The following is a 25,735-nucleotide window of genomic DNA, read 5'->3' on the forward strand; positions in this document are numbered from 1 at the left end:
CCATGGCCAACAACAACGATCTGCCCAACCATCTGGCGGTCCTGATCGACGCCGACAATACCCCGCCGGCGATCGTCGAGGGGCTGTTCGAGGAAATCGCCAAGTACGGCACCGCCAGCGTCAAACGCATTTATGGCGACTGGACCAAACCCAATCTGGGCGGCTGGAAGAAGGTGCTGCTGGATCACTCCATCCAGCCGGTGCAGCAGTTCGCCTACACCACCGGCAAGAACGCCACCGACAGCTCGCTGATCATCGACGCCATGGACCTGCTCTATACCCGGGACCTGGACGGCTTCTGCCTGGTCAGCAGCGACAGCGATTTCACCCGCCTTGCGGCGCGCCTGCGCGAAGCCGGGCTCACCGTGTACGGCTTTGGCGAACAGAAAACGCCCAAGCCCCTGGTGGCGGCCTGCGACAAGTTCATCTACACGGAAATCCTGCGCGACGACCAGAACGATGCCGACACCGGCAAAGCGGGCAAGGCCGCCAAGGAGCGCACCGCCGGCAACAAGCCGCCGATCGAGTTCATCAGCCGGGTCATCGACGACATCTCCGGGGAGGACAACTTCGCCCACCTGGGCGTGCTGGGGCAGAACCTGAACAAGCGCCGGCCGGAGTTCGATACCCGTCTTTATGGCTTCAAGAAATTGAGCGACCTGCTGGCCGCCCAGAAGAAATATTTCGAGCTGAGGAAAGGTGAGAATGGCGGGTTGTGGGTGCGTAACAAAAGTGAGCAGGGTTGATCGCGGCTGAAGATCGCGGCTGAAGCCGCTCCTACAAACATTCTATTTACCCTGTAGGAGCGGCCGGGCGGCGTTCCGCTTTAGCCGCGATGCACACCCAACCCCTATCAATCCCGCGACGGGCGACGCATTTTGCAGGTGGTCGGCATGGCCACTTTCTCGGCGGGAATCTGCGCCACCTTGGCGAAGTTGAAGTCGGTGCCTTCGGCGCCGTAGGGCATGTTGTCCTTCATCACCGACAGCACCATGGGCTGCTGAATCTGGTGGTCCTCTTTACGCATGGTGTAAGTGCCCGTGTCCATGTCCACGGACATTCCTTCCATGGCGAAGGCCAGATCCACCGGGTCCACGCTGCCGGTCTGGTCGGCGGCTTTCTTGAGCATTTCCATCATCGTGGTCAGGCGCGGGTAGAACAGGAAATAATCCCAGTCGGTTTGCGCGTACATGTCTTTCTGGCGCTGGCCGATTTCCGGGTCCTCGGTATCGCCGTAGTACCCATAGATCTGGTAAATCTGATCCACGCCACGGTCGCCCACCTGGGTCACGGTACCCGGGCTACCCGCGTAGTAGGTAAGGAACGGCGCATCGATACCGAAGTCCGCCAGGTTCTTGGCCAGCAGCACCATGTCCTGGCCCCAGTTACCGCTGATAATGGCGTCGGCGCCGGAAGCCTTGATCTTGGAGGCGTAGGGGGTGAAATCCTTGACCTTGGCCAGCGGGTGGAAGTCATTGCCGACGATTTCGATGTCCGGGCGCTTTTCCTTGAGCATTTCCCGGGCCATGGACGACACCGAATGGCCGAAGCTGTAATCCTGGTTGATCAGATACACCTTCTTGATGTCTTTCTGATCCTTGATCCAGTTGGTCAGGGCGTTCATTTTCATGTCCGAGCCGGCATCGAAACGGAAATGCCAGAACGAGCAACGTTCATTGGTCAGCACCGGGTCCACCGCGCCGTGATTCAGGTACAGCATTTCCTCGCCGGGATTGCGGCGATTGTGCTTATCGATGGCGGCGATCAAGGCGGAGCCCACCGATGAGCCGTTGCCCTGCACGATATAGCGAATGCCGTCATCCGCCGCCTTTTGCAGCTGCACCAGGCTTTCCTGGGGGCTGACCTTATTGTCCAGCCCGACGATGCGGAACGGATGGCCGTCCATGCCACCTTCCGCGTTGAGGCGCTCCGCCTCGAACTTCATATGCGCCACCAGGGGCAGGCCCACGCCGGCCATGGGGCCGGTGAGAGGATCGATGATGGCGATGGTGACCGGGTCCTTATCGGCGGGGGCCGCCTGAATCGGAGCGCTGAACAAAAAAGAAAGGAGTACGGTGATGGCCGTGGTTTTCCACGGATTTTTCTTCACGAACATGGTTCTCTCCCGGATTGTTTTATTATTAATCGAAACCACATACCTCCGAGTATGTGCACAGGGGAAAGGCCGTGTCCAGTCACGGTGATTTCGGTGATGGGGGAGGATCGCGAATAGGATGTTTGTAGGAGCGGCTTCAGCCGCGATTAAGCGGTTGGCCTAACGCACCAACCAAAGACTGAGCGAAGGAATATAAGTGATCGCCAGCAGCGCCACGATCAGCACCAGCATGAACGGGATGGTGGCCGCGAACAGCTCGGTGATGGATTTACGGAACCGGTAACTGGCGATAAACAGGTTCATGCCCACCGGCGGGGTGATATAGCCGATCTGCATGTTGGCTACGAAGATGATGCCCAGATGCACCGGGTCGATGCCGTAGCGCAGCGCCACCGGCAGAATCAGCGGCACCATGATCACCAGGGCGGCGAAGATATCCAGCATGGCGCCCAGCACCAGCAGCAGAATATTGAGCAAAATCAGAAAGGCGATTTTGCCGTGCACATGGGTCTGGATGAACTGGAACAGCCGCTCCGGCACCTCGGCATACACCAGGTAATCGGCGAATGCCTGGGCCACCGCCAGGATCAGCAGAATGCCGCCCACCATCACCATGGCTTCCCGGGTAATGCCCGGCAGCCGGCGCAGGGGAATCTCCCGGTACAGCCAGACCTCCACGATCAGCACGTAGAGCGCGGTCACCGCCGCCGCCTCGCTGACCACCAGCACGCCGGAGAACACCCCGCCCAGCACCACCAGCGGCAGCGGCAGTTCCCAGCGAGCGTCCCACAGGGCGGCACGCAGTTCCCGGCCGCTGAACGCCTGGCGGGGCACCGCGGTGGCGCCCTCGGCGCCGCCGGCCCGGGTCGCCCACAGGCAATACAGGTACAGCAGCACCACCATCAGCAGCGCCGGGCCCACGCCGGCCAGATACAGGTCGACGATCTCCACCGGCGGCATGGCCAGTTGCTGGGACAGTTGCTGGGCGATGATGCCGTAGATCAGCAGCGGCACCGAGGGCACCAGCAGCAGCCCGAGACTGCCGGAGGACGTGACCAGACCGAGACTGAACCGTTGCGGGTAGCCGGCCTTCACCAGCGCCGGCAGCAACAGCGCCCCCAGGGCCACGATGGTCACCCCGGAGCCGCCGGTGAGCGCGGTGAAGAAGGCGCAGGCGGTCAGCGCCACGAACGCCATGCCGCCGGGCATCCAGCCGAAGGCCGCCTGGCTGAGGCGCATCAGCCGGTCGGCGGTGCGGGATTCGCTGAGCAGGAAGCCGGCGAAGGTGAACAGCGGCAGCGCCATCAGCACCACCGAATCCGCCAGTTGGTAGATATCGATGTGCAGCACCGCCAGCGGCGAGCCCAGGGCGTGGAAGCCCAGCGCCGCCGCGCCCAGCAACACCGCGAACAGCGGCGCGCCCAGCAGTGCCAACAGAATCAGCACGATCACGCCGATCATGATCATACGGTGGGCTCCCGCATGCGCGGCCGCTGGCCCACCAGGCCCAGGCCGAACAGAATCAGATAACGCAGGCCGATCACCGAGAAGCCCAGGGGGATCACCGCCTGCAACAACCAGCTGGGGATGCCGGCGAAGGCGGCGCCGCCGAACTGGCGCTCCTCGATCACGAAGCCCAGGCCGTACCAGGCGGTGAGCAGGCAGATGCCGGCGGTGAACAGGTCCACCAGGCCGGTGATCCAGGGCAACAGACGCTCGGGCAGGAAATTGGCGGCCAGGTCGATGCGGATGTGCTCATCCTTGCGGGAGGCGATCATCGCCCCCAGCAGGCCGATCCACAGCACCGCGTTGCGCAGCAGCGGGTCCGCCCATACCAGGCTGGTGCCGGCCAGGTTGCGCAGCAGGATCTGCGCCACCGCCAGCCCCACCATCATCAGCACCACCAGAACGATCAGGCCGTCCTCGAAGCGGTGAATCCAGCCCAGCAGACGGCGCATCAGGAACCGTTGTTCCGGTACGCCTCGAGGATCGCATGCAAGCGGTCGAGCATGCCCTGGGTGAGCTGACCATCCTTGACCAGTTGCTGGGTGGCCTTGTCGGCGTAGCGCTTCCACTCGGCGCGCTGTTCATCGCTGGGGTGCACCAGTTCCAGGCCCTGGTTCTGGACCGCCTGGAAGGCGTCCTTGTTCTGCGCGCGGCTGTCCGCGTCGATCTTCTCGAAGGCCGCATCCAGCACCCGGCGCACCACCTTCTGGTCGGCCTCGGAGAGGCGGTCGAAGTACCGCTTCTCGATGGCCAGCAAACCGTAGGTGTAAAGCAGCGGCAGGTCGGTGATGTACTTGACCCGGGAGTACCACTGCAGGGTCAGCGCCGCCACCGGCGGCGCCGCGAAGGCGTCGATGGCGCCGGTCTGCAGGGAGGTGAGCACACCGCCGATATTGAGCACGATGGGTGACAGATCCAGGGTGGCGGCGGCGTTGGCGGAGGCGCTGTCGCCGGACGGCAGCCACAGCTTCTGGGCGCGCAGATCGTCCAGGCTGCGTACCGGCTGGCCGGACATGATGTAGGCGAAGCCGCCATCCACCAGGCCGAAGCTGACCCAGCCGTTGTCTTCCAGGCCCTGCTTGATCAGCGGGTCCAGCTTCTCCCGGGCGGCGTCCACCTCGGCGTAATTGTTGAAGGTCAGCGGCACATTGAGGATCTGGCTGTCCCGGTAGTAGCGGGCGAAGGCGCCGCCCTGGGCCATCTGCCCGTGCAGCTGGCCGACGCGGATTTTGCGCTGCACCGCCTGGTCATCGCCCATCACGCCGCCGGGGTAGATCTTCAGCGACACCCGACCATCGGTGTCCTGCTCGATGGTTTCCCCGGCCTGCTTGAGCGCCTTGACCACGGCGGTGCCGTCCGGGTACAGGGTGGAGATCTTCAGGGTGGTGGCAAGGGCCAGCATCGGCATCAGTGCCAGCAGGGCCACGGCGGTTCTCAGCATCGTTGTCTCCAGCGGGTTTTTCATCGTCTGCGCCAATCCTTATCGCGGCTGAAGCCGCTCCTACGGCGTTTTGCCACCCCCCGTGGGAGCGGCAGCGTTTTGCCGCCCTCCCCCGTAGGAGCGCCAGCGTTTTGCCGCCCCCCGTAGGAGCGGCTTCAGCCGCGATCAGAAGTACTCGTCGGCACTGTCCAGCAGCCGGCGCGCCTCGCGCTTGGCGTAGGCATTCTGCAAGGTGAGGTCGGCAACGTCCACGTCGGCATCCAGCACCGCCCGCAGTTGGGTGTCGTGCAGCTGCCGGTCGAACACCAACCGGGCGTAATGGCGGGCGTACAGCACCCGGGCCAGCAGGTTGTCGCCATCGGACAGTTCGATGGCGCGCAGGAAATCGGCGCGGGCGGCGTCCGGCTGGCCGCCCAGGCTGGCCGGCAGCAGGCTGTTGAGCACACCCAGGTACATGTACGCCTGACCGTACTGATAGCCCTCGTCCAGGGCCACCACCCGTTCCATCAGCAAACGCACCCGGGACAGTTCCGCCACCGCGTTCCAGTCGTCGGAATGGGTCTGGATATAACCGGCCCAGGCGCTGCCCAGGGTGAACAGTACCGGCACGTCGTCCTGGTCGGCGTCGGCCAGCAGCGCTTCAAAGGCCGGCACGTCCATCTTGCGGGCCTGGCAGTATTGACGTTGATGCACGCAGGCGGCGCGCAGGGCGTAACCCAGGGCCTTGTCATTGAGCCGCGCGGCGCGCGCCGGGTCGTCCACGAACAGGCCGGCGTAGGCGCCATAGAGGTCGGCGCCGGTGAGCAGCAGGGATTCCCGCTCCGGCCAGTTAACGATCAAGCCGTCGATCATCAGCAGGTAGCTGGGCAGGCCGGCTTCCACGGTGGCCAGGTCGCCGTTCTGGCGCACCCCCTTGCCGAGACTGTCGCCCACCCGGGCCAGGCCGCAGCCCTGCAGAATCAGCGCCAGGCCGATCATGGCCACGAGGGCCCCTGTTCGTTGCTTCAAACTTCTCTCCATCGGTTGGCGCCATCCGTTAGCGCCCTTAATCGCGGCTGAAGCCGCTCCTACATAGAGGCGGCGCGGCTGCAAAGCCCCCGTAGGAGCGGCTTCAGCCGCGATCCCGCTTCAGCCGCGATGGTAGCCCATGCGCCGGTACAAGCCGACCAGAACGCCGATCACCGCGCCGCTCAACAGACCGGTGAGATGGGCGGTGTTGGCGACGATGCCGGACAGACCCACGTAACAGATCACCAGCCAGACCAGCATCAATAGCACAATCTCCCGGCGCAATTGATACCCCGCCGCCGGGTTGACCTTGCCATACAGCCACAGATATCCGAGCAGACCATAAACCACGCCGGACAAACCGCCAAAGCGCGGGCCGGTGTCCAGGTACTGGGCGTAGTTGGAAACCGCCGCCACCACCAGCGTCAGCCACAGCAATTGAAAGCTGGACTGAAAGCGCTCGATCAGGCGCCCCAGATCACACCACCACAGCAGGTTGAAGATGATATGAAGCACGGAAAAGTGCAGCAGCATCGGCGTCAGCAGCCGCCAGGGCTGGGCCATCAGTGTCTGGGGCTGGTCCGGGAACATCAGCGCCTGATAAACCACCGGGCCGATCACATAGGGCGACAGGAAAATCAGCACGCAGGCGATCAGCCCGGTGCGCGTCACCGGCCCCAGGCTGGCGAACCAGCCACCGCCGAGGAACACCTTCTCCCGGGGCAGGCCGGTGACCGGCTCGCTGGCCCGCCAGGCGTCCTCCTGCCACTTGCCGGCGTTGGGCTCGGCGAGAAATTCCCGGGCCAGTTCCCGGGCCTCGTCGTGGCGGGCCGGGTCGGCCAGGAACAGCCGGTACTGCCCGCCCTGCTCCTGGTCCAGCCGGGTTTCAATGCCCCGGCGGGCAAGCAGATCGGCCAGCCGTTTCGCCATGGCGGCGTTGTTGATGCGTACCAGTTCCAGCATGTGTTTCCTCGTTGTGGCTCCCCGGGCCGGGATCGCGGCTAAAGCCGCTCCTACACGGCTTCTACACCGCTGTGCGCGATGCCAAGGCCGAACGACGCAGCAGCGGCCGGGCCGCGATCCTCACTCAAGATCATCCGCCAGCGCTTCCACCCGCTCCCAGAAACAGGGCCATTGCCCGCCGCAGCTTAGCAGCATTTTCCGGAAGTTCCCCACCAGGCCGTAATAGTCATGGACCCCGTTGAGCCGGGCGTTGTTCAGGTTGCCCTGGAAAAAGCCGGCGTAGGCGGACAACCCGGGCACCTGCCCGGCGCGCTCCTGGAAGGCCCGCCGCAGGGCCTGGATGCGCGCCGCTTTTTCGGCGGCCATGGCATCCGGGTCCAGATCGCTGGCGTAGAGGGCGGCAAGCTGGTCACGGGCGTCGTCCACCAGGGCCAGGAACGCATCCCGGGCGCGGTCGCGCTGCTGCCATTGGTCCAGGTCCACGGTCAGATCGTGGTGGGCCAGATAGCGCAGGGTGCCCTCCCGGGCCACCATGGTGGCCAGCGACTCATTGAAACGGGTGTGGTCACGGATATAGAGCCGCCGGTGCACCAGCTCGTGCAGAATCAGCTCCACCAGCGCCGGGCCGGAGCGGTCGATCATCGGCGTGGTCAGCGGGTCCTGGAACCAGCCCAGGGTGGAATAGGCGATGGCACCGCCCACGTCCGTGTCCCAGCCTTCGGCGGCCAGTTTGTCGGCCTCGTCGCGGGCCGCCTGCTGGTGGAAGTAGCCCCGGTAGCTCAGGCAGCCCAGCAACGGGTAGCACCAGGTCTTGGGCGTCAGCGAAAAGCGCGGCGCCGCCTGCACGTTCCAGACCACCGCGTCCCGTTCCAGCGGCACATAGGTGCGGTACACATCACGGGCCGGCAGCGCCAGCTCCCGGTCGGCGAACTCCAGCACGTCATCGGCCAGCAACAGTTGCCGCCGCACCGCCGCCGGGGTGTCCGGATCGGCCAGCACCCGCTCCACCGGCTGACGCTGGTGCATCAGGCTGAAATGGCCCTTGATGGCCTGGCCGTAATAGCCGACCTGGCAGCCGGACAAAAGCAGCCACAAGCCACAGGCCGCAAGCTTCAAGCCCGTTCCGGGCCCACGGCGCGGTTGCAGCCTGTGGCTTGAAGCTTGCAGCTGATCATGCACGGGACATGAATTTCCGTTCCGTGGTGTTGATCTTCACCTTCTCGCCTTCCTGCAGATACTCCGGCACCTGCACCACCAGGCCGGTTTCCAGGGTGGCCGGTTTGGTGCGGGCGCTGGCCGAGGCGGCTTTCATGGCCGGGGTGGTTTCGGTGATGGTGAGCACCACCGAGGCGGGCAGTTCCAGGCCGATCACCGCCTCCCCCACCCGCAGCGCCAGCACCCCGTCACCCTGCTCGGTGATAAACGACAGTTCGTCGGCGATGTCGTCGCCCTTGATCGGGTACTGGGAGAAGTCCTCGTCGTCCATGAACACGTAGTCGTCGCCGTCCACATAGGAGAAATGCACCGGCCGGCGCTGCAACGACACCGTGGTCACCTCCTCGTCGCCTTTGTAGCGCTCCTCGAACTTGGAGCCGCCGCCCACCTGATGGGCGCGCACCCGGTACAGGGTGGCGGCGCCCCGGGCGGACGGGGATTGCACATCGATCTGGCGGATCACGAACAAACCGCCGTTGTGCTCGATCACATCGGATTTTTTCAAGTCGCTGGCACGGGTCACGAACCATCCTCATGACGGGAAAAGGGGCGGTCATATTACCGTAGGATCGGCGGCAGCCGCGACTGGTCACGACGGGGTGGCGGCGGGCGCCGCTCGCCGGGGGAAGGTGGGCCGGGAACGGCTCAGGCCAGGGCGGCGATGATCTGCTCCCGGGCGGCCCGGGCCCGTTCCCGGACGGCGGCGGCGGGCACCGGGGCGCCGAAGGTCAGGTCCACCAGAATCCGCTCACGGCCCATCAGGCGCCACAGATGGTGGTGGAATTCGTCGTCATTGATAAACGCCAGCTCGGTATCCACCCGCCCTTCCGCGTCCCGGTAGCGCACCGCCACGGTCTGCACGGCGGCGTCCTCGGCGGCGGCGAACAGGGGTGAGAAAAACCGGCCCACGGCGGTGCCGTCACTGGTGGTGCCTTCCGGAAACACCAGAATGCTGCGCCCCAGCTCCAGATGGTCGCGGATCTCGCCGGCCTTGCGCCCGGACTCGCCGCCACCCCGGCGGATAAACAGGGTGCCCACCGCCCGCGCCAGCCAGCCGATCACCGGCCAGTCCGCCACTTCCGCCTTGGACAGAAAATGGCAGGGCCGGGCGGCGGCGATCACCGGGATGTCCAGCCAGGACACATGGTTGGCCACCAGAAACACCGGGCCGCCACGCAGCGCCCCGTGCACCCGCAGCTCCACCCCGAGAATGCGCAGCAACCGCAGGCACCAGCGCTGCTTGGCACGCAGCACCCGGGCCCGGTGGGGGTCCCGGGCGGCGCGCAGCCACAGCGCTTCCAGCACCCCGGCCAGCAGATGCAGCGCCACCCGCGAGGCCCGCCACAGGCGCCGCGCCGTGGCCCGATTGGCGCCGGCCCCTTGAGCCTGCGCGGACAGGTTCGGTTCGTTCATACCGCCGCCACCGCCTCCGCCGGCTGCAGGAAATGCTGCACATAACGGGCCGGCAGGCGATCCACCTCCATCAGAATAAAATAGTCCAGACAGTTGAAGTCCGGGTCCCAGCAAGGCTCGCCACAGACCCGGGCGCCCATGCGCAGATAGGCCTTGAGCAGCGGCGGCATTTTCACGCCGCGCTCTTCCAGCGCATCGCCGGGCATGATCTCCAGCCGGCAGCGGGGGGTCACCCGCAGGGCCGCCGGCGCCAGATGCGCCTCGCGGATGCGCCGGTCGATGGCCGCCACGTTATAGCCCTCGCCCAGCGCCACGCTGGCGCAACCGATCAGATAGCGCACATCATTTTCAAGCATATAGCGGGCCAGACGGGCCCAGAGTACCGTGATCACCGCGCCGCCGCGATGCTCCGGGTGGATGCAGGTACGGCCGATTTCCGCCATGCGGCCGTTCAGCCGTTGCACCAGCGGCAGATGAAACTCACCGGCGGAATAGAAACCACCGGTGCGCGCCAGCCGCTCGCCGGGCAGCACCCGGGTGTAGCCCACCAGCTCACCGGAGCGGTTGTCGCGCACCACCAGGTGGAGGCAGTGCCGGTCGAAGCGGTCCCGGTCGAGCCCGAACGGGGCATGGAAGCTGGCCCCGTATTCCTCGGAAAAAATCCGGTAGCGCAACCGTTGCACCTTGAGAATCTCCCGCCGTGAGCGGGTGAAATAGGCGCTGAACCGGGCGCCGCCCTCCAGGTCCCGTTCCCGGGACCGGACCAGAAACGGCGGGCGCAGGGCTTTGATTCTTCCAGCGGCTTGCGCAAGCATAACGAGCTCCAGGCTGATTTTTCCGCCAGTCTGGAAGCCCGCCATTGCGGTCCCGTGACACCCATATGACCATCCGGCGACAACCGGGCCCGGGCACCGCCGGCGGCGGACACGGGCACCAGCAAGGAACAGCGACCATGCGTGACCAAAAACCGGCGCCGCCCCGTTATCCCCAGCCGGTCAGGATGCAGCCCGGCGAGACCCGCCACTGGTGCCGCTGCGGGCACAGCGACACGACGCCGTTCTGCACCGACGAACACTGCCCGGCGCCGGACCGGCTGGCCTACACCGCCGCCAAGGAAGAGATCGTGCTGTTCTGTGGCTGCGGCGCCACCAGCCGGCCACCGCACTGCGACGGTGCCCACAAGGGCCTGCGTGGCAAGAAACGCGGCCGCGAAGGGAAAACGGACAATGGCAAAGCGGCCTGGTGGCGGCGCTGGTGGGGCGGCGCCTGACCGGCGCCGGCCAGGCTCGAAGGGGTCAGGCCGAGAGCTGTTCCGATAGGGTGTTTTTGAAAAACGCCAGCACCCGCTGCCAGCTGTCCTCGGCGGCGTCCGGCTGATAGCGGGCCCGCAGCGGACTGTAGTCCGCCAGCTTCTTGAAGTAGAAGGTCTGGTGGTCGTTCATGTAGGAGTGGCCGGCGTCCGGGTAGGTTTTCACGTCGTGGGGCACGCCCAGGTCGGTGAGGTGGCGCTCCAGGCGCTCCCCGTGGCCGCCGTAGATCAGGTCTTTTTTGCCCCAGCCGCCCACCACCGGACAAATGCCGGTGAGCGCCCCGGCGCTGCGCGGCACGCCGCCATAGAACGGCGCCACCACCCGCAGGCCACCGCGGGCGGCGAACAGCAGCGCGAAGCGGCCGCCCATGCAGAAGCCCATCATCGCCACCGACCGCACCGGCTCCTCGTCCTGCTCCAGCACCCAGCGGCGGCAGGCCTCCAGGTGTTCGAACGCGGCGCCATGGCCGCGCTCATGGTCGCGCAGGGTGCGCGCCATGCACAGGGCGCGTACCCCGGGGCGGTCGTAGAGGTCCGGCGCCAGCACCGGATAACCATTGTCCGCCAGCCGTTCGGCGATGCGCGCCTGGTCGTCGGTGAAGCCGAAGATGTCGTGGATCACGATCACCGCCGCGTTCAGGCCATTGTTGCGGGCCGGCCGGTACCAGCGCGCGCGCATGCGGTGGCCCTCCGGCAGGGTGACGTGGGTGTTGTGGGCGATGGCGGCGGTCATGGTGGCTCCTTGCGCGGGTTGTTTTCCCCGAGAGTAGCGCCGTTTCCGCCGCAAGCCAGACGGTGCGCGCCGATTGGCCCGAACGGCGGATCGCGGCTGAAGCCGCTCCTACCATCACTGCGAACGACTTATCGCGGCTGAAGCCGCTCCTACAATGGATGACTGTAGGAGCGGCTTCAGCCGCGATCCGCGTCAGCCGGTGTTGCGCATGCCGGCGGCGATGCCGGCGATGGTCACCATCAGGGCGCTTTCCAGCACATCGTCGCTGTCACGGTCACGCAGGCGCGCCATCAACTCCGCCTGCAGCAGGTGCAGCGGGTCGGTGTAGGGATCGCGCACCCGGATCGACCAGCTCATCACCGGGTTGTTGACCAGCAGGTCCTCGCGGCCGGTGAGCCGGTGCAGGGCGTCGACGCTGGCGGCCAGCCGCTGGCGCAGGGTGTCGCCCAGGCGTTTCAGGTCCGCGTCCCCGGTAAGCCGTTCCTCATACCAGGCGGCCACCCGGGGGTCGGCCTTGGCGAGCACCATTTCCAGCATGTCGATAACGCCCTGGAAGAACGGCCACTGCTCGGCCATGGCACGCACCGTGGCGGTGTCCTCCGGGCTGTCCAGGGCCGTTTCCAGGGCGGCGCCGGTGCCCAGCCAGGCGGGCAACATCAGGCGGATCTGGGTCCAGGCGAACACCCAGGGAATGGCGCGCAGGGTTTCCACCCCGCCGCCGGGTTTGCGGCGCGCCGGGCGGCTGCCCAGGGCCAGCCGGCTGAGTTCGGTTTCCGGGGTGACGGTGCGCAGGTAGCCCACCAGCGCGGGATCGTCCCGCACCACCTGCCGGTAGCCGCGCACCGATACGTCGGTGAGCTTCTGCATCTGCCGGCGCCAGGCATCCTGGGGCTCCCCCGGGGGCAACAAGGTGGCTTCCAGGGTGGCGGCCACGTACTGCTCCAGATTGTAGGCGGCCACCGAGGGGCGGCCGTATTTGAAGCGGATCACCTCGCCCTGCTCGGTGACGCGGATACGGCCCGCCACCGAGCCGGGCGGCTGCGACAGCAACGCCATGCGGGTGGGCGAACCACCCCGGGAAATGGAGCCGCCACGGCCGTGGAACAGGGTCAGGGGCACACCCTGGTCGCGGAACAGGCCGGTGAGTTTTTCCTGGGCGCTGAACTGGGCCCAGGCGGCGCCCAGAAAGCCGGCGTCCTTGGCCGAGTCGGAATAGCCGATCATCACTTCCTGGCCGTCCACCACCCGGTGTTTGTAGAGCGGAATGGCGAGCAACGCGGCCATGGTGTCGCCGGCGTTGTTCAGGTCGTCCAGGGTTTCGAACAGGGGCACCACGCGCATCGGGTGGCGCACGCCGGCGATCTTTTGCAGCAGCATCACCGCCAGCACGTCCGACGGCCCCCGGGCCATGGAGATCACGTAGGCGCCCAGGCCTTCCGGGCCCTGCTCGGCGATCACCTTGCAGGTTTCCAGCACCTCGCGCACGTCGCCGTCGCACAGGTCGGAGCGGTAGAAAGCCTCGTCCACCAGCGGCCGGCGGCTTTCCAGTTCCCGCAGCAGAAAGGCCTGCTTCTGGTCCTCGTCCCAGTCGCCGTAGCCGCCCAGGCCCAGATAGCGGGTAATGGCGTCCAGCGCGGCGGTGTGCCGGGTGGATTCCTGGCGCACGTCCAGGCACAGCAAGGTAATGCCGAAGCAGTTGAGCCGGCGCAGAGTGTCCTTCAGTTCGCCGTCGGCGATGGCCGCCAGGCCCACTTCCCGCAGGGAGCGGTCGAGCAGCAGCAGTTCGTCGAGCAGTTGGCGGCCTTCGGTGAAGCCCTCGCCGTCCGGTACCGGACGCCCTTCCACCAGGGCCTCCATGCGTCGGCGGGTGATCTTGAGGCGGTCACGCACATCGCGCAGCACCACCCGGTAGGGTTCGTGGCTGGGGCCGGTGCGCGCCAGCAGTTCGTCGCTGGCCCGGTGCATGGACAGGTCGGCGAGCAGGTTCTCCACGTCGCGCAGGTACAGGTCGGCGGCCATCCAGCGGGCCAGCAGCAGCACCTCGCGGGTGACGCTGGCGGTGACGTTGGGGTTGCCGTCCCGGTCGCCGCCCATCCAGGAGGCGAAACGAATCGGTACCCAGGCGGAGGACGGCGTGTCCAGGCCGGCCAGGGCCAGCTCCGCCTCGATGTCGCGCATGACCCGGGGCACCGCCCGCCACAACGACTGCTCGATCACCGCGAAGCCCCATTTGGCCTCGTCCACCGGGGTGGGCCGTTCGCGGCGGATTTCGTCGGTGCTCCAGGCGGACAGGATCAGTTCGCGCAGACGCTGGCGCAGGCCGTGCTCTTCCTCGGTGGTCAGGTCCGGGCGGTCGCGCTCGGCCAGCAGGTCGGCCATCTGATCGTACTTGCGGATCAGGGTGCGGCGGGTCACCTCGGTGGGGTGGGCGGTGAGCACCAACTCCACGGACAGCGGCGTCAGGGTCTCGCGGATGCGCTCCGCGGGCACGCCCTGTTGGTTCAGTTCCGCCAGCACCTGGCGCAGGCCCTGGTCGGTGTCCGGGTCGCCGGGGTAGCGTTCGTGGCGGCGGTGCAGCCGTTCCCGGTGGTGCTGCTCGGCGATGTTCGCCAGATTCAGGAACTGGCTGAAGGCGCGCGCCACTTCCAGCAGGGTGGCGTCGTCCAGGGGGCCGAGCAGTTCGCGCAGCCGCGCCAGCTCCACCTCGCCCTGGGAGCGGCTTTCCACCGCCGCCTGGCGAATCGTTTCCACGGTGTCGTAGAGCCGCTCGCCGGCCTGCTCGCGCAGCACCGCGCCCAGTTCCTCACCCAGCAGACGCACGTCCTCGCGCAGCGGCGCGTGTTGGTCCTGATCCATATCACTTCCCATTAATCCGTGCTCCCGGCCATCATTCTTTGCTCCCAGATGGTGCATGCTAATGCATTCCATCCTGCTCCAGCGTCCCGGACTGGACCGTGAAGCGCTTTTTTACAACAAACGTCCAGCCGGTATCTTTATTCCATACCGGGGGTGAAGCAACATAGCGCGCAGCAAACCAAGGAACCGTCGAGCACCATGGAAACCTCCAGCCGCATGTCCACGGAGCAGGGCGTGATCATCCTGCAATACGTCGCAAGAGCCCTGTTCGCGGTCCTGGCGGTGCTTTACTTCAACCATTCGGCGACCTTCTTTTTCAAACTGCCGACGGTGACCCCCTGGGTGCTGGCGGGCACCTACCTGGGCCTGCAATTGCTGTTCCTGGTGGCGCGCATCCCCCATGCCACCCTGCTCGCTTCGCTGCTGGATCTGGCGATTCTCGGCATCGTCATTCTGATCGACGCCGGCCAGCCGCCGCCGACCATGGCGCTGCTGTTCCTGGCGGTGCTCAGCAATGGCCTGCTGCATGGCCTGAAGCGTTTCCTGGTGATGCTGGCCGCCGCCGAGGTGGTGCTGGCGATCGTCATGCCGATCCGTATCAGCTACGGCGAGGCCGGCGACCCGTTCGACCCGGCCGCCTCCGCCAGCCTGTTCCTGCTCGCCGCGCTCACCGTCTGCATGCTCTATTTCGGTCTGATGATCTGGCGCAATCAGGAGCTGGCCCGGCAGTCCATGGAGAACGCCTGGCGCGATCCGCAGACCGGCTTTATCAGCCGCGCCGCCCTGACCAGCACCGCCGGCTGGCTGATCCCCCTGCACGACCGCCTGTCGTCGCCGATGACCCTGGCCCTGGTCCACGATGAGGACCTCAACGCCCTGGCGGAAATCGTCGGCCAGCGCCTGCGCCGCAGCGACATCGTGGCCCGCTACGACGAGGACCACCTGGCGCTGCTGCTGCCCTGCACCACCGCCGGTGCCGCCGAGAGCGTGCTGGCCGATCTGCGCGGCGACTGCCCGCGACTGCGCGCGGCGGTGATGACCCTGCACAGCGCCAACGCCGCCCTGGAACAGGCCCTGCATCACCTGCAAACCGCCATGCCCCGCACCCGCAGCGACGACACCCACTGGCTGGCCCACGCCTCGCCACTGGGCTGAGCGCCGCCGGGCGTCCCGCGACCTGGCACTTAACCAAAGCGTAACTATTTTCCTCACACGATACTGCACCGGGCGCGGTATTCTGGCGGCCATACCAAGATGTGGGGGAGAGTGCATGAAACCGTATTGGATCGCGCTGTGCGGCGCCCTGTGTTTGCCGGCCTGGGGCCAACAGGCGGCGCCACGCATTATCGGCGGCGACAACGCCCAGCAGGGGCGCTGGCCGTGGATGGCCCAGGTCGACGTGGCGTTCCGGGTGAGCCAGGAATTCGGCCTGTGCGGTGGCTCTCAGCTGACCCCCAACTGGGTGGTCACCGCCGGCCACTGCGTGGTCACCGGGGACGACCAGCGGGTGGAGGCCTCCGACATCCAGATCCGGCTGGGCAGCGTGTTTCTCGACAGCGGCAACACCTACCCCGGCACCGCCCTGTACGTGCCGAACGGCTTCCGGCGCACCCAGGGCCGGGAATTCGATAACGACATCGCCCTGGTGCGCATCAACGGCCCGGCCATGAGTCAGCGCCCCAGCCTGATCGGCAGCACCCAGTTCCAGGAGCTGCAGAGCCGGTCCGCCGCCGAGCGCGACGAGGCGCTCACCGCCCTGGGCTGGGGCGTCACCCAGCCCGGCGGCAACACCCCGGCCAACCGCCTGCAGCAGGTCCAGCTGGACTACGTGCCCACCGCCACCTGCCTGAACCAATGGGGCAGCGGCAACTTCAACACCGCCACCATGGTGTGCGCCGATGAACTGAACCCCCTGGACGGCCAGCAGCAGGACACCTGCATCGGCGACAGCGGCGGCCCGCTGTTCATCGGCCAGGACAGCGCCCCCTACGTGGTTGGCCTGACCAGCTACGGCCAGGTCAACTGCGCCGACGAGCTGCCCTCGGTGTACACCAATCTGAGCAGCCAGATCGGCTTCGTGGAATCCGCCACCGCCCAAGCCAGCGACCCGCTGGTGGACCTGGCCCTGGAGAACACCGGCGAGCGGCTGTACGCGGCGGCGGCGGGCACCGTTTCCCGCACCCTGACCCTGGCCAACCGCAGCCAGAGCAACAACGTCACCGGCGCCGCCATCGCGGTGGGCGGCGACAACGATCTGAACGTGACGCTGGGCGGGCAAAGCTGCAACCTGCTGAACAACCCCTGCTACAACTCCTCCGCCACCCTGGGCACCGCCCTGATCAACCGCACCGAGCAGGTGGCGCTGACCGCCAGCTACGACGGCCTGGCCACCCCGGCCCAGGCCACCCTGGTCCTGAACGCCGGCGCCGACCAGGAGGAATACCGGGTCAAGAACAACCGCCACGAGCTGACGCTGATTTTCTCCGACCAGGCGGACCTGGCGGTGGCAGCCCGCATCACCGCGTCCAGCCGCGACGGCAACGGCCAGGGCGTGGCCGAGGTGGAGGTGACGGTGCGCAACCTGAGCACCGTCAGTGGCGCCGACGCCAGCCAGGTCACGGTGACGCCGTCGCTGCCGTCCGGCACCATCCTCCAGGACAGTTCGGTGCCCTGCGAAACGGTGTGCCAGGTGGGCAACCTGGCCGCCGAGGAGAGCACCTCTTTCACCCTGACGCTGGTCACCGGCACGCTCCAGGAAGGCAACCTGGGCCTGAGCGTGAATGCCAATGGCGGCGACTTCCCCACCGACAATAACGACGCCACCCTGCCGCTCACCTACACCGCCTCCGCCAGCGGCGGCGCGTCAGGAGGCGGCGGTGGTGGCGGCGGCGGTGCCCTGGGATGGATGGGGATGTTGCTGGCCTTGCTGGTGGCGGCTCGCTATCGCGGCTGAAGCCGCTCCTACATGGCCGGTAAGTGATGGTGATGTAGGAGCGGCTTCAGCCGCGATAAAGCGCGCTCAGGCGCCGCGCAGCATGCGCTCCAGATAGGCGAACAGATAATCCGCGTCGGTGAGCGGCGCCCGGTAGGCCAGATGGCCATCCGGGCGCATCAGCCACAGTCGGCTGGCGGCACCGAAGGCGGCCTCGAAAGCACCCTGCTCGTCCCGCCACAGATGCACCGCCCGGGCCATGGCGCCCTGGGCCGGGTCCAGTTCCAGGTCGCCCCGGCTGATCACCGTGACCCGCAATTCGTTCAGATACTCGTCGGGCAGCCGCGACAGCAGCGCATGCAGAATCACCCGTACCCGGGCATCCGGCTCCTCGCCGAGCTGCACCAGCAAATGATGGAGCGGCTGACGCAGCAGCGCCTGCACCCGGCGCTCGCCGCCGTCGCGCTGGGACACCAGGGTGGCGTCCGGCACCCGGTCACCGGGCAGCGGCCCCTGGTGGCGCCAGCCCATTTCCGCGTCCGGGCCGGCGTCCACCAGCGGCGAATAGCGGTAATGCACGTCCAGCTGGCTGGCGCGGCGCACCAGCCGGCGGCTCATGCGCGGCCGGCCACCGGCCAGCTTGATCAATGAATCCCGGGCGCCGCGCAGCACCCGGGCGCGCACCAGCGAGGCCCGCGACAGGGCGTCCACCCCGCGCAGCATTTCCTCGGCCACCGGCCGCCGCTCCTGCTGGTAGCTGTCCAGCAGCTTGCCGCCGCCGTGGCCACGGCAGAACAGCACCAGCTTCCAGGCCAGATTGAAGGCATCGCCGATGCCGGTGTTCATGCCCTGGGCGCCCAGCGGGCTCTGCACATGGCAGGCGTCGCCGGCCAGCAGAATGCGGTTGCGCCGGTAGTGGCTGACCAGACGCCGCTGAATGGTGAAACGGCTCATCCAGCGGGCGCTCTCCGGCAGCGGCACCTGGTCACCCAGGGCCGCGCGCAGCCGTGCCTGGAAGTCTTCCAGACGGGGCGGGCGGTCCTCGTCTTCCGGGTCGCCGTTCTCGCTGATCACCAGCCGCCAGCCTTCCGGCATGGGGATCGCCGCCAGGTTGCCCTCCGCCAGCATAAAGCCGTGGAAAGCGTCGTCGTCCAGCTGCGGCGGCGCCCAGTCCACGTCGGCGAGCAGAAAATGCTCACGGTAATCGTGGCCCTCGAACGGCAGCCCGAGCAGCTCGCGCACCCGGGAATGGGCGCCGTCGGCGCCCACCAGTATCTGGGTACCGAGCACCTCGTCCCGGTCCCGGTAACGCACCACGGCGGTGACACCGGAGCCGTCCTGGCTGGCTTCCAGTAATTCCGCGCCGCGCCACAGGTCACCGCCCAGGCGCCGGTAGCGCTGTTCCAGCAAGGCTTCCAGGCGCGGCTGCGGGCAGCACAGTAGCTCCGGGAACGGCGACGCCAGTTCGCTGAAGTCCAGATCGGCCAGCGGACCCTTTTCGCCGTGCACCCGGATCCGCGACAGCGGCCGCGACTCGGCGCGCACCGCCGCCAGCACGCCCATGGCGTCAAAGATCTCCAGGGTACGGGCATGCAGGCCCAGGGCCCGGGAGTACGGCAGCGGTTCCGGCAGCTTGTCGATCACCCGGCAGGGCACCCCGGCACGCAGCAGGTTGATGCCCAGGGTCAGACCGGTGGGGCCGGCGCCGACGATCAATACCTTGGGGGCGGAGGATCCCGTGTTCATTACCATGCTGCTACCATCATCCTTCCGCCCCGGGGAGTGCTATCCTGGCGCCATGAAGCCTGGTCCCATGAAAAGCCGTCATTCTCGATGGACTCCTTACATCCACTGTCGCCACGTTAACCGTGGCCGCGATTTTTCCACTGTACTGTGAGCCGCAAAATCATCCACGTGGATTGTGATTGTTTCTACGCCGCCGTGGAGGTGCGCGACGACCCGCGCCTGCGCGGTCGTCCGGTGGCGGTGGGCGGCGACCCCAACCGGCGCGGCGTGATCGCCACCTGCAACTATCCGGCCCGGGACTTCGGCGTGCGCTCGGCGATGGCCTCGTCCCAGGCCCTGCGGCTGTGCCCGGAGCTGGTGATTCTGCGCCCGGATTTCGATAAATACCGCCGGGTGTCCGGGCAAATCCAGGATATTTTTCGCACCTTTACCAACATTATCGAGCCCCTCTCCCTGGACGAAGCGTTTCTGGATGTGTCGGAGAGCCCGCTGCACGCCAACAGCGCCACCCGCATCGCCGAGGCGATCCGCCAGAAGGTGCGCGCCAGCCTGAACATCACCGTGTCCGCCGGGGTGGCGCCCAACAAGTTCCTGGCCAAGGTGGCCAGCGACTGGAACAAACCGGACGGGCTGTTCGTGATTCCCCCGGACCGGGTGGAGGCGTTCGTCGCCACCCTGCCGGTCAAGCGCATCTCCGGCGTGGGCCGGGTCACCGAGGATAAGCTGGCGGCGCTGGGCGTGCATACCTGTGGCGACCTGCAGCGCCTGGGCCGCCTGGAACTGGCCCATCATTTCGGCAGTTTCGGTGAGCGGCTTTACCACCTGGCCCGGGGCGAGGACGACCGGCCGGTGCAAACCAGCCGGCGGCGCAAGTCAGTGAGTGTGGAGAAAACCTACCACGAGGACAAACGCACGCTGGCCGACTGGCTGCGTGAACTGGACGATCTGCTGGAACGGCTGGAACAGCGCATTGCCCGGCTGGATGCCCACTACATCATCCAGGGGCTGACGGTGAAGGTGCGCTACAACGACTTTCGCATCGTCAGCGCCGATCAGGGTGGGGACCGGCTGGAGCGGGCTCCCTTCGAGCGGCTGCTGAGCCAGCTGTGGGAGCGGCACCCGGCCCCGGCCAGGCTGTTGGGCGTGGGGGTGCGCCTCAAGGACCTGAAGGAACCGCTCCAGGCCGATCTGTTTCCGGAGGAGCGGGCGCGGGCCCTGCGTGATCGGCGCGGGCCAGGCACTGGTGCATGATCTCGCGGCCGCGCCGGGCCACCGGCTCCATCTGGGTATTCAGGTAGTCCTCCAGCACCCGCACGCTCTCATCGCGCCGGGTAACCGCGTCCGGGCCGGGGTGCACGGTCAGTTCGCGCACCGCGTCGTCGAGTTGATTGAGATACTTGAGCAACATGCCAAACTCCGGGGCTTTTCGGCCGATGGCGCCTTCACGCCGAGGGCCTCATAGTGGCCCAAATCAGCACGGTTTGGCATCCGGCGAACGGAGGAGTGGCGATGAAATCCTGTAAAAACTGATTTCCGTCAAACCGCCGGTGGTCTGATCAAGGCTGCAGCGGCACCCCGCCCGGCCACGACCGACTCCTGTATCCTGTATCCTTCACCCTGTAACGCCACAACCGCCGTTCGAAATAGGACAGTTATGACCGCCACCGTCTCCACCATCGTCGCCCCGGAAGGCAGCCTGGAAGTGCTCAGCCAGCAGGAGGTGGAACGCCTGCGCGATACCTCCGCCAAGGGTCTGCATGATCTGCTGCGGCGCTGCGCCCTGGCAGTGCTGAACGCCGGCACCCCCACCGACGACAGCCGCCAGGTGCTGGAAACCTACAAGGACTTTGAAATCCAGGTAATCCAGGAAGACCGGGGCCTGATGCTCAAGCTGGACAATGCCCCCGCCGGCGCCTTCGTCGATGGCCGCATGATCCGCGGCATCCGCGAGCACCTGTCAGCGGTGCTGCGCGACATCGTCTACGTGGCCAACGAAATCGAGCACGGCGGGCGCTTCGATCTGGACAGCACCGAGGGCATCTCCAACGCGGTGTTCCATATCCTGCGCAACGCCGGCACCCTGCACGCCGGCGAGCGGCCCAACCTGGTGGTGTGCTGGGGCGGCCATTCGATTTCCCGGGAGGAGTACGATTACTCCAAGAGCGTGGGCTACCAGCTCGGCCTGCGCGGCCTGGACATCTGCACCGGCTGCGGCCCCGGCGCCATGAAGGGCCCGATGAAGGGCGCCCATGTGGCCCACGCCAAGCAACGTAACCGCAAGGGCCGCTATCTGGGCATCTCGGAGCCGGGCATCATCGCCGCCGAGGCACCCAACCCGATCGTCAACGAACTGGTGATCATGCCGGACATCGAGAAGCGCCTGGAGGCGTTTCTGCGCATCGCCCACAGCATCATCGTGTTCCCCGGCGGCGTTGGCACCACCGAGGAAATCCTCTACCTGCTGGGCGTGCTGCTGCACCCGGACAACAAGGACATTCCGCTGCCGGTGATCTTCACCGGCCCGGCCCACAGCGCCGAGTACTTCCGCCAGATCGACACCTTTATCCGCTATGCCCTGGGCGACGACGCCGCCAAGCGCTACCGGATCATCGTCGACGACCCGGAGGCGGTGGCCCTGGCGGTCCGTGACGGGGTGCGCAAGCTCACCGAATACCGCCGCGAGCACGACGACGCCTTCTACTACAACTGGCGGCTGTCGGTGCCGGTGGACTTCCAGCGCCCCTTCCACCCCAGCCACGAGGCCATGGCCGCCCTGGCCCTGCACAAGCAACTGCCGGTGTTCGACCTGGCGGCCAACCTGCGCCGGGCGTTCTCCGGCATCGTCGCCGGCAACGTCAAGGAAACCGGCATCCAGGCCATCGAGGAACACGGCCCCTACCGGCTCAGCGCCGAACCGGGCCTGATGGCCCAACTGGACGTGCTGCTGCAATCGTTCGTGGCACAAAGCCGCATGAAGCTGCCCGGCAGCCACTACGAGCCTTGTTACGTGTTGGAGTGATCGTGATCGCGGCTGAAGCCGCTCCTACCGTCAATACACCCACACTGTAGGAGCGACTTTAGTCGCGATCACCGGCCGCTCAACGCGGCTGCATACGAATCCCGCCATCCAACCGGATGGTTTCGCCGTTAAGGAAGGTGTTCTCCGCCATATGGCAGACCAGGGCGGCGTATTCCGGCGGGTCGCCCAGGCGTTTCGGGAACTGGGTCATTTCGATCAGCGGCATCTTCACCTTGTCCGGGGCGGCGTTCATCAGCGGGGTGTTGAAGATGCCCGGGGCGATGGTGTTCACGCGGATGCCGAACTGGGCCAGGTCCCGGGCCATGGGCAGGGTCATGCCCACCACGCCGCCCTTGGTGGCGGCGTAGGCCACCTGGCCCACCTGGCCGTCGAAGGCGGCCACCGAGGCGGTGTTGACGATCACGCCACGCTCGTTGTCCTCACCGGGTTCGTTCTCGGCCATCACCGCCGCCGCCAGTCGCGCCACATTGAAGGTGCCGATCAGGTTGATCTGAACCACCATATTGAACACGCCCAGGTCGTGGGGCTGGTTGTCCCGGCCCACGGTCTTCATGGCGGAGCCCACGCCGGCGCAGTTGACGCAAAGATGGATGGCGCCGAACTTGTCCTTGGTGGCGTCGATGGCGGCCTTCACCGAGGCTTCGTCGGTCACGTCGGTGGCCACGAAGGCGGCGGCGTCGCCCAGCTCGGCGGCGGCCCGGGCGCCTTTGTCCTCGTCACGGTCCAGGATCATCACCTTGCCGCCCTTGGCGACCAGCGCTTGCGCGGTGGCCAGGCCCAGGCCGGAGGCGGCCCCGGTGATCACGGCGACTTTACCTTCAATGTTCATACTGACTCCCTATGTTGTGGATCGCGGCTGAAGCGGAGCGCCGACCGGCTTGCTCCGGGGTATCGCGGCTGAAGCCGCTGCTACGGTGCACCGCAGGAGCGGCTTCAGCCGCGATCAAAGTTAAAATCACGCAAAAAAGTACTATAGCGAAGGTCAAGCCGCCCGACATTGTTGCTTCCGCTCAACGGTGTGCGCATTCTGGTTACCATCCGCTATCAGCAAGGGGATTGCCATGAGTCAGCCTGACAGCCAGCCTCAAGGCCCCGGCCTCGGCGAACGGCTGGCCGACACCCGGCGTTTCAGTGAAACCCTGTGCGAGCCGCTGGGGGTCGAGGACATGGGCCTGCAGGCCTGTCCGGAGGTAAGCCCGCCACGCTGGCATCTGGCGCACACCACCTGGTTTTTCGAGACCTTTATCCTCAAGCCCCGGGTCGCCGGCTACCGCCCCTTCGACGAACGCTTCGAGTACCTGTTCAACAGCTATTACAACGGCGTCGGCGCCCAGTACCCGCGCCCGCAGCGGCATCTGCTGTCGCGGCCGGACACCGACACCGTGCGGCGCTGGCGCGCCCGGGTGGACGAGGCCCTGCAGACCCTGCTGGCCAGCGACGACGACCCGCGATTACAGGCCCTGGTGGCGCTGGGCATCGAACACGAACAGCAGCACCAGGAGCTGCTGCTCACCGATATCAAGCACAGTTTCTCCTACAACCCGCTGTGGCCGGTGTACCGGCCCCGGGATGACGACGGCGCCACGGCGGCGGAATTCCGCTGGCTGGATTACCCCGGCGGCCTGGTGGAAATCGGCGCCGCTGACGATGCCCCCTTCTGCTTCGACAATGAAACCCCGCGCCACCGGCAATGGCTGGAACCCTTTGCCCTGGCCAACCGGCCCAGCACCTGCGCCGAATACCTGGCGTTCATTGATGACGGCGGCTACCGGCGCCCGGAGCTGTGGCTGTCCGACGGCTGGGACTGGGTGCGCGCCAGCGGCGCCACGGCGCCGCTGTACTGGTTTCTGGAGGACGGCGCACCGGAGTACTACACCCTGGCCGGGCGCCGCCCGATCCAGCTGCACGAACCGGTGGCCCACCTCAATTACTACGAGGCGGACGCCTTTGCCCGCTGGTGCGGCAAGCGTCTGCCCACCGAGGCGGAATGGGAACACGCCGCCGCCCGGCGGCCGGTGGCCGGCGGCTTCGTGGGCAACGGCCGCTTCCATCCCTCGGTGGCGGTGGATGGCGATGATCGGGACGCGCCCCTGCAACTGTTCGGCGACGTTTGGGAATGGACCGGCAGCGCCTATCTGCCCTACCCGGGTTTCGCGCCGGCGGCCGGCGCCGTGGGCGAATACAACGGCAAGTTCATGAGCAACCAGATGGTGCTGCGCGGCGGCTCCTGCGCCAGCCACCGGGACCACCTGCGCGCCAGCTATCGCAATTTCTTTTACCCCCATCTGCGCTGGCAGTTCAGCGGCGTTCGTCTGGCCCAGAGCATGGAGGCACCCCGTGGCCCGTCCGCAACGACTCTTGCCTAACCTGACCTTTCTGGATTTACAGCCGCCCATGATCGACGCCGCCCGGGAGGTGGCCACCTCCCTGTCGGCGCCCCGGCCCACCCTGGACCCCAAGTACTTTTACGACCAACGCGGCTCCGCCCTGTTCGACGCCATCACCCGCACCCCGGAGTACTACCCCACCCGCACAGAGGCGTCCCTGTTGGCGGACCACGCCGACGCCATGGCCGCGGAGCTGGGGTCGGACCTGGTGATCGCCGAGCCCGGCGCCGGCGGCTGCGAGAAGGTGCGCATTCTGCTGGACCGCTGGCGGCCCAGCGGCTACATGCCCCTGGAAATTTCCCGGGAATGTTTGCTCGGCGCCACCCGGGAACTGGCGCCGCGCTACCCGGCGGTGCACTTCAGCGCGGTGTGCGCGGACTATTCCCAGGCGCTCAGCTTCCCGGTGGATGACGGCGGCCGCCGCCGGCTGGTGTTCTTTCCCGGTTCCACCATCGGCAACTTCGAGCCGGCGGCCCGGGGGGACTTTCTGCTCGGCCTGCGCGGCCTGGCCGGCGGCCAGGGCTACCTGCTGATCGGCGCCGACCTGCAGAAGGACCCGGCACGGCTCAATGCCGCCTACAACGATGCCGCCGGTCACACCGCCGCCTTCAATCTGAACGCCCTGCACCATCTGAACCAGCGGCTGGGCTGTGGCTTCGACCCGGACGCCTTCGCCCACCGGGCGTTCTACAACGAAACCCTGCACCGCATCGAAATGCATCTGGAGTGCCGCCGGGATCAGGCCATTACCGTGGCCGACCAGCGCATCGAACTGCCGGAAGGCACCCGAATCCACACCGAGAATTCCTACAAGTTCACCGTGGAGGGATTTTCCCGGGAACTGGTGGAGGCCGGCTTCTCGCCGGTGGCCAGCTGGGTGGACGACGAGGGCCTGTTCAGCGTTCATCTGGCCCGCGTGGCCTGACGTGGCCCTGTAGGAGCGGCTTCAGCGGCGATCTTCAGCCGCGATCAAACGCCGGGCTATCGCGGCTGAAGCCGCTCCTACGGGGGGCACGGAGGGGGCGGGCCAAAGGCGCGGGCGCGGGGCGGTTGGCCGCGGAGGTGAGCGG

The 25,735-nt window shown here is 66.9% G+C and carries 22 protein-coding genes; 8 read left to right on the plus strand and 14 right to left on the minus strand.

What is annotated here, in order from left to right:
* The first annotated feature begins 2 nt into the window (after positions 1 to 2).
* Entirely contained in the window at positions 3 to 746 is a 744-nt protein-coding gene (locus FGS76_RS17685) for an NYN domain-containing protein (RefSeq protein WP_138773985.1), read from the plus strand.
* Between the two features lie 107 nt (positions 747 to 853).
* On the opposite strand, the gene FGS76_RS17690 is transcribed toward FGS76_RS17685, so the two are convergent.
* The 10 genes from FGS76_RS17690 to FGS76_RS17735 all read right to left on the minus strand — a co-directional run bounded on the left by FGS76_RS17690 (position 854) and on the right by FGS76_RS17735 (position 10,477).
* The gene (locus FGS76_RS17690) at positions 854 to 2,116 is read right to left on the minus strand and encodes a branched-chain amino acid ABC transporter substrate-binding protein (protein WP_138773986.1); all 1,263 of its coding nucleotides are present in this window, start codon (positions 2,114 to 2,116) and stop codon (positions 854 to 856) included.
* 159 nt (positions 2,117 to 2,275) lie between these two features.
* Positions 2,276 to 3,583, minus strand: a complete 1,308-nt coding sequence (locus FGS76_RS17695; protein ID WP_138773987.1) for a TRAP transporter large permease — start codon at positions 3,581 to 3,583, stop codon at positions 2,276 to 2,278.
* On the minus strand, positions 3,580 to 4,074 hold the full coding sequence (locus FGS76_RS17700) for a TRAP transporter small permease (RefSeq protein ID WP_138773988.1): 495 nt from the start codon (positions 4,072 to 4,074) through the stop codon (positions 3,580 to 3,582). The genes FGS76_RS17695 and FGS76_RS17700 overlap by 4 nt, the downstream gene beginning before the upstream one ends.
* On the minus strand, positions 4,074 to 5,063 hold the full coding sequence (locus FGS76_RS17705; RefSeq protein ID WP_138773989.1) for a TRAP transporter substrate-binding protein: 990 nt from the start codon (positions 5,061 to 5,063) through the stop codon (positions 4,074 to 4,076). Before FGS76_RS17705 ends, FGS76_RS17700 begins: the two co-directional genes overlap by 1 nt.
* Positions 5,064 to 5,228: 165 nt before the next feature.
* Positions 5,229 to 6,071, minus strand: coding sequence for a TRAP transporter TatT component family protein (locus tag FGS76_RS17710; protein WP_240692591.1), 843 nt, complete (start codon positions 6,069 to 6,071; stop codon positions 5,229 to 5,231).
* A gap of 120 nt (positions 6,072 to 6,191) precedes the next feature.
* Positions 6,192 to 7,034: a rhomboid family intramembrane serine protease gene (locus FGS76_RS17715; protein ID WP_138773990.1), complete on the minus strand. Its 843-nt coding sequence runs from the start codon at positions 7,032 to 7,034 to the stop codon at positions 6,192 to 6,194.
* Between the two features lie 120 nt (positions 7,035 to 7,154).
* The gene (locus tag FGS76_RS17720) at positions 7,155 to 8,129 is read right to left on the minus strand and encodes an aminopeptidase (RefSeq protein WP_240692592.1); all 975 of its coding nucleotides are present in this window, start codon (positions 8,127 to 8,129) and stop codon (positions 7,155 to 7,157) included.
* 76 nt (positions 8,130 to 8,205) lie between these two features.
* Positions 8,206 to 8,772: an elongation factor P-like protein EfpL gene (efpL, locus tag FGS76_RS17725; RefSeq protein ID WP_138773991.1), complete on the minus strand. Its 567-nt coding sequence runs from the start codon at positions 8,770 to 8,772 to the stop codon at positions 8,206 to 8,208.
* A 122-nt stretch (positions 8,773 to 8,894) separates the two neighbouring features.
* Complete coding sequence (locus FGS76_RS17730; protein WP_138773992.1) at positions 8,895 to 9,662, minus strand: lysophospholipid acyltransferase family protein; 768 nt, start codon at positions 9,660 to 9,662, stop codon at positions 8,895 to 8,897.
* A complete protein-coding gene (locus FGS76_RS17735; protein ID WP_138773993.1) occupies positions 9,659 to 10,477 on the minus strand; it encodes a GNAT family N-acetyltransferase in 819 nt (272 codons plus the stop codon). The genes FGS76_RS17730 and FGS76_RS17735 overlap by 4 nt, the downstream gene beginning before the upstream one ends.
* Before the next feature lie 137 nt (positions 10,478 to 10,614).
* On the opposite strand from FGS76_RS17735, the gene FGS76_RS17740 reads away from it, so the two are divergent.
* Entirely contained in the window at positions 10,615 to 10,932 is a 318-nt protein-coding gene (locus FGS76_RS17740; protein WP_138773994.1) for a CDGSH iron-sulfur domain-containing protein, read from the plus strand.
* 25 nt (positions 10,933 to 10,957) lie between these two features.
* Here the strand turns inward: FGS76_RS17740 and FGS76_RS17745 are convergent, their stop codons facing one another.
* Together FGS76_RS17745 and ppc are read right to left on the minus strand one after the other, a co-directional pair.
* Positions 10,958 to 11,704: a dienelactone hydrolase family protein gene (locus FGS76_RS17745; protein WP_138773995.1), complete on the minus strand. Its 747-nt coding sequence runs from the start codon at positions 11,702 to 11,704 to the stop codon at positions 10,958 to 10,960.
* Between the two features lie 192 nt (positions 11,705 to 11,896).
* The gene (ppc, locus tag FGS76_RS17750; RefSeq protein WP_138773996.1) at positions 11,897 to 14,560 is read right to left on the minus strand and encodes a phosphoenolpyruvate carboxylase; all 2,664 of its coding nucleotides are present in this window, start codon (positions 14,558 to 14,560) and stop codon (positions 11,897 to 11,899) included.
* A 198-nt stretch (positions 14,561 to 14,758) separates the two neighbouring features.
* Here ppc and FGS76_RS17755 point away from each other — a divergent pair, with 198 nt between their 5' ends.
* Entirely contained in the window at positions 14,759 to 15,715 is a 957-nt protein-coding gene (locus FGS76_RS17755; RefSeq protein WP_138773997.1) for a GGDEF domain-containing protein, read from the plus strand.
* Positions 15,716 to 15,830: 115 nt separating this feature from the next.
* Complete coding sequence (locus tag FGS76_RS17760) at positions 15,831 to 17,513, plus strand: trypsin-like serine protease (RefSeq protein ID WP_138773998.1); 1,683 nt, start codon at positions 15,831 to 15,833, stop codon at positions 17,511 to 17,513.
* A 66-nt stretch (positions 17,514 to 17,579) separates the two neighbouring features.
* Here the strand turns inward: FGS76_RS17760 and FGS76_RS17765 are convergent, their stop codons facing one another.
* Complete coding sequence (locus FGS76_RS17765; protein ID WP_138773999.1) at positions 17,580 to 19,238, minus strand: FAD-dependent monooxygenase; 1,659 nt, start codon at positions 19,236 to 19,238, stop codon at positions 17,580 to 17,582.
* Between the two features lie 147 nt (positions 19,239 to 19,385).
* Between FGS76_RS17765 and dinB the strand changes: the two genes are divergently transcribed.
* Positions 19,386 to 20,489 (plus strand): DNA polymerase IV, encoded by a 1,104-nt coding sequence (dinB, locus tag FGS76_RS17770; RefSeq protein ID WP_138774000.1) that lies wholly within the window; start codon positions 19,386 to 19,388, stop codon positions 20,487 to 20,489.
* 403 nt (positions 20,490 to 20,892) lie between these two features.
* A complete protein-coding gene (ppnN, locus tag FGS76_RS17780; RefSeq protein WP_138774002.1) occupies positions 20,893 to 22,257 on the plus strand; it encodes a nucleotide 5'-monophosphate nucleosidase PpnN in 1,365 nt (454 codons plus the stop codon).
* 79 nt (positions 22,258 to 22,336) lie between these two features.
* Here the strand turns inward: ppnN and FGS76_RS17785 are convergent, their stop codons facing one another.
* Positions 22,337 to 23,107: a 3-hydroxyacyl-CoA dehydrogenase gene (locus FGS76_RS17785; protein ID WP_138774003.1), complete on the minus strand. Its 771-nt coding sequence runs from the start codon at positions 23,105 to 23,107 to the stop codon at positions 22,337 to 22,339.
* Between the two features lie 232 nt (positions 23,108 to 23,339).
* Here FGS76_RS17785 and egtB point away from each other — a divergent pair, with 232 nt between their 5' ends.
* Both egtB and egtD read left to right on the plus strand, forming a co-directional pair.
* Positions 23,340 to 24,644 carry an ergothioneine biosynthesis protein EgtB gene (gene egtB, locus FGS76_RS17790; RefSeq protein ID WP_138774004.1) on the plus strand — a complete coding sequence of 435 codons (1,305 nt, stop codon included), beginning with the start codon at positions 23,340 to 23,342 and terminating at the stop codon, positions 24,642 to 24,644.
* Positions 24,616 to 25,590 (plus strand): L-histidine N(alpha)-methyltransferase, encoded by a 975-nt coding sequence (gene egtD / locus FGS76_RS17795; protein WP_240692593.1) that lies wholly within the window; start codon positions 24,616 to 24,618, stop codon positions 25,588 to 25,590. Before egtB ends, egtD begins: the two co-directional genes overlap by 29 nt.
* The last annotated feature ends 145 nt before the right edge of the window (positions 25,591 to 25,735 follow it).

Origin of the sequence: Alloalcanivorax gelatiniphagus (genome assembly GCF_005938655.1) — a bacterium.
Classification (GTDB): Bacteria; Pseudomonadota; Gammaproteobacteria; order Pseudomonadales; family Alcanivoracaceae; genus Alloalcanivorax; species Alloalcanivorax gelatiniphagus.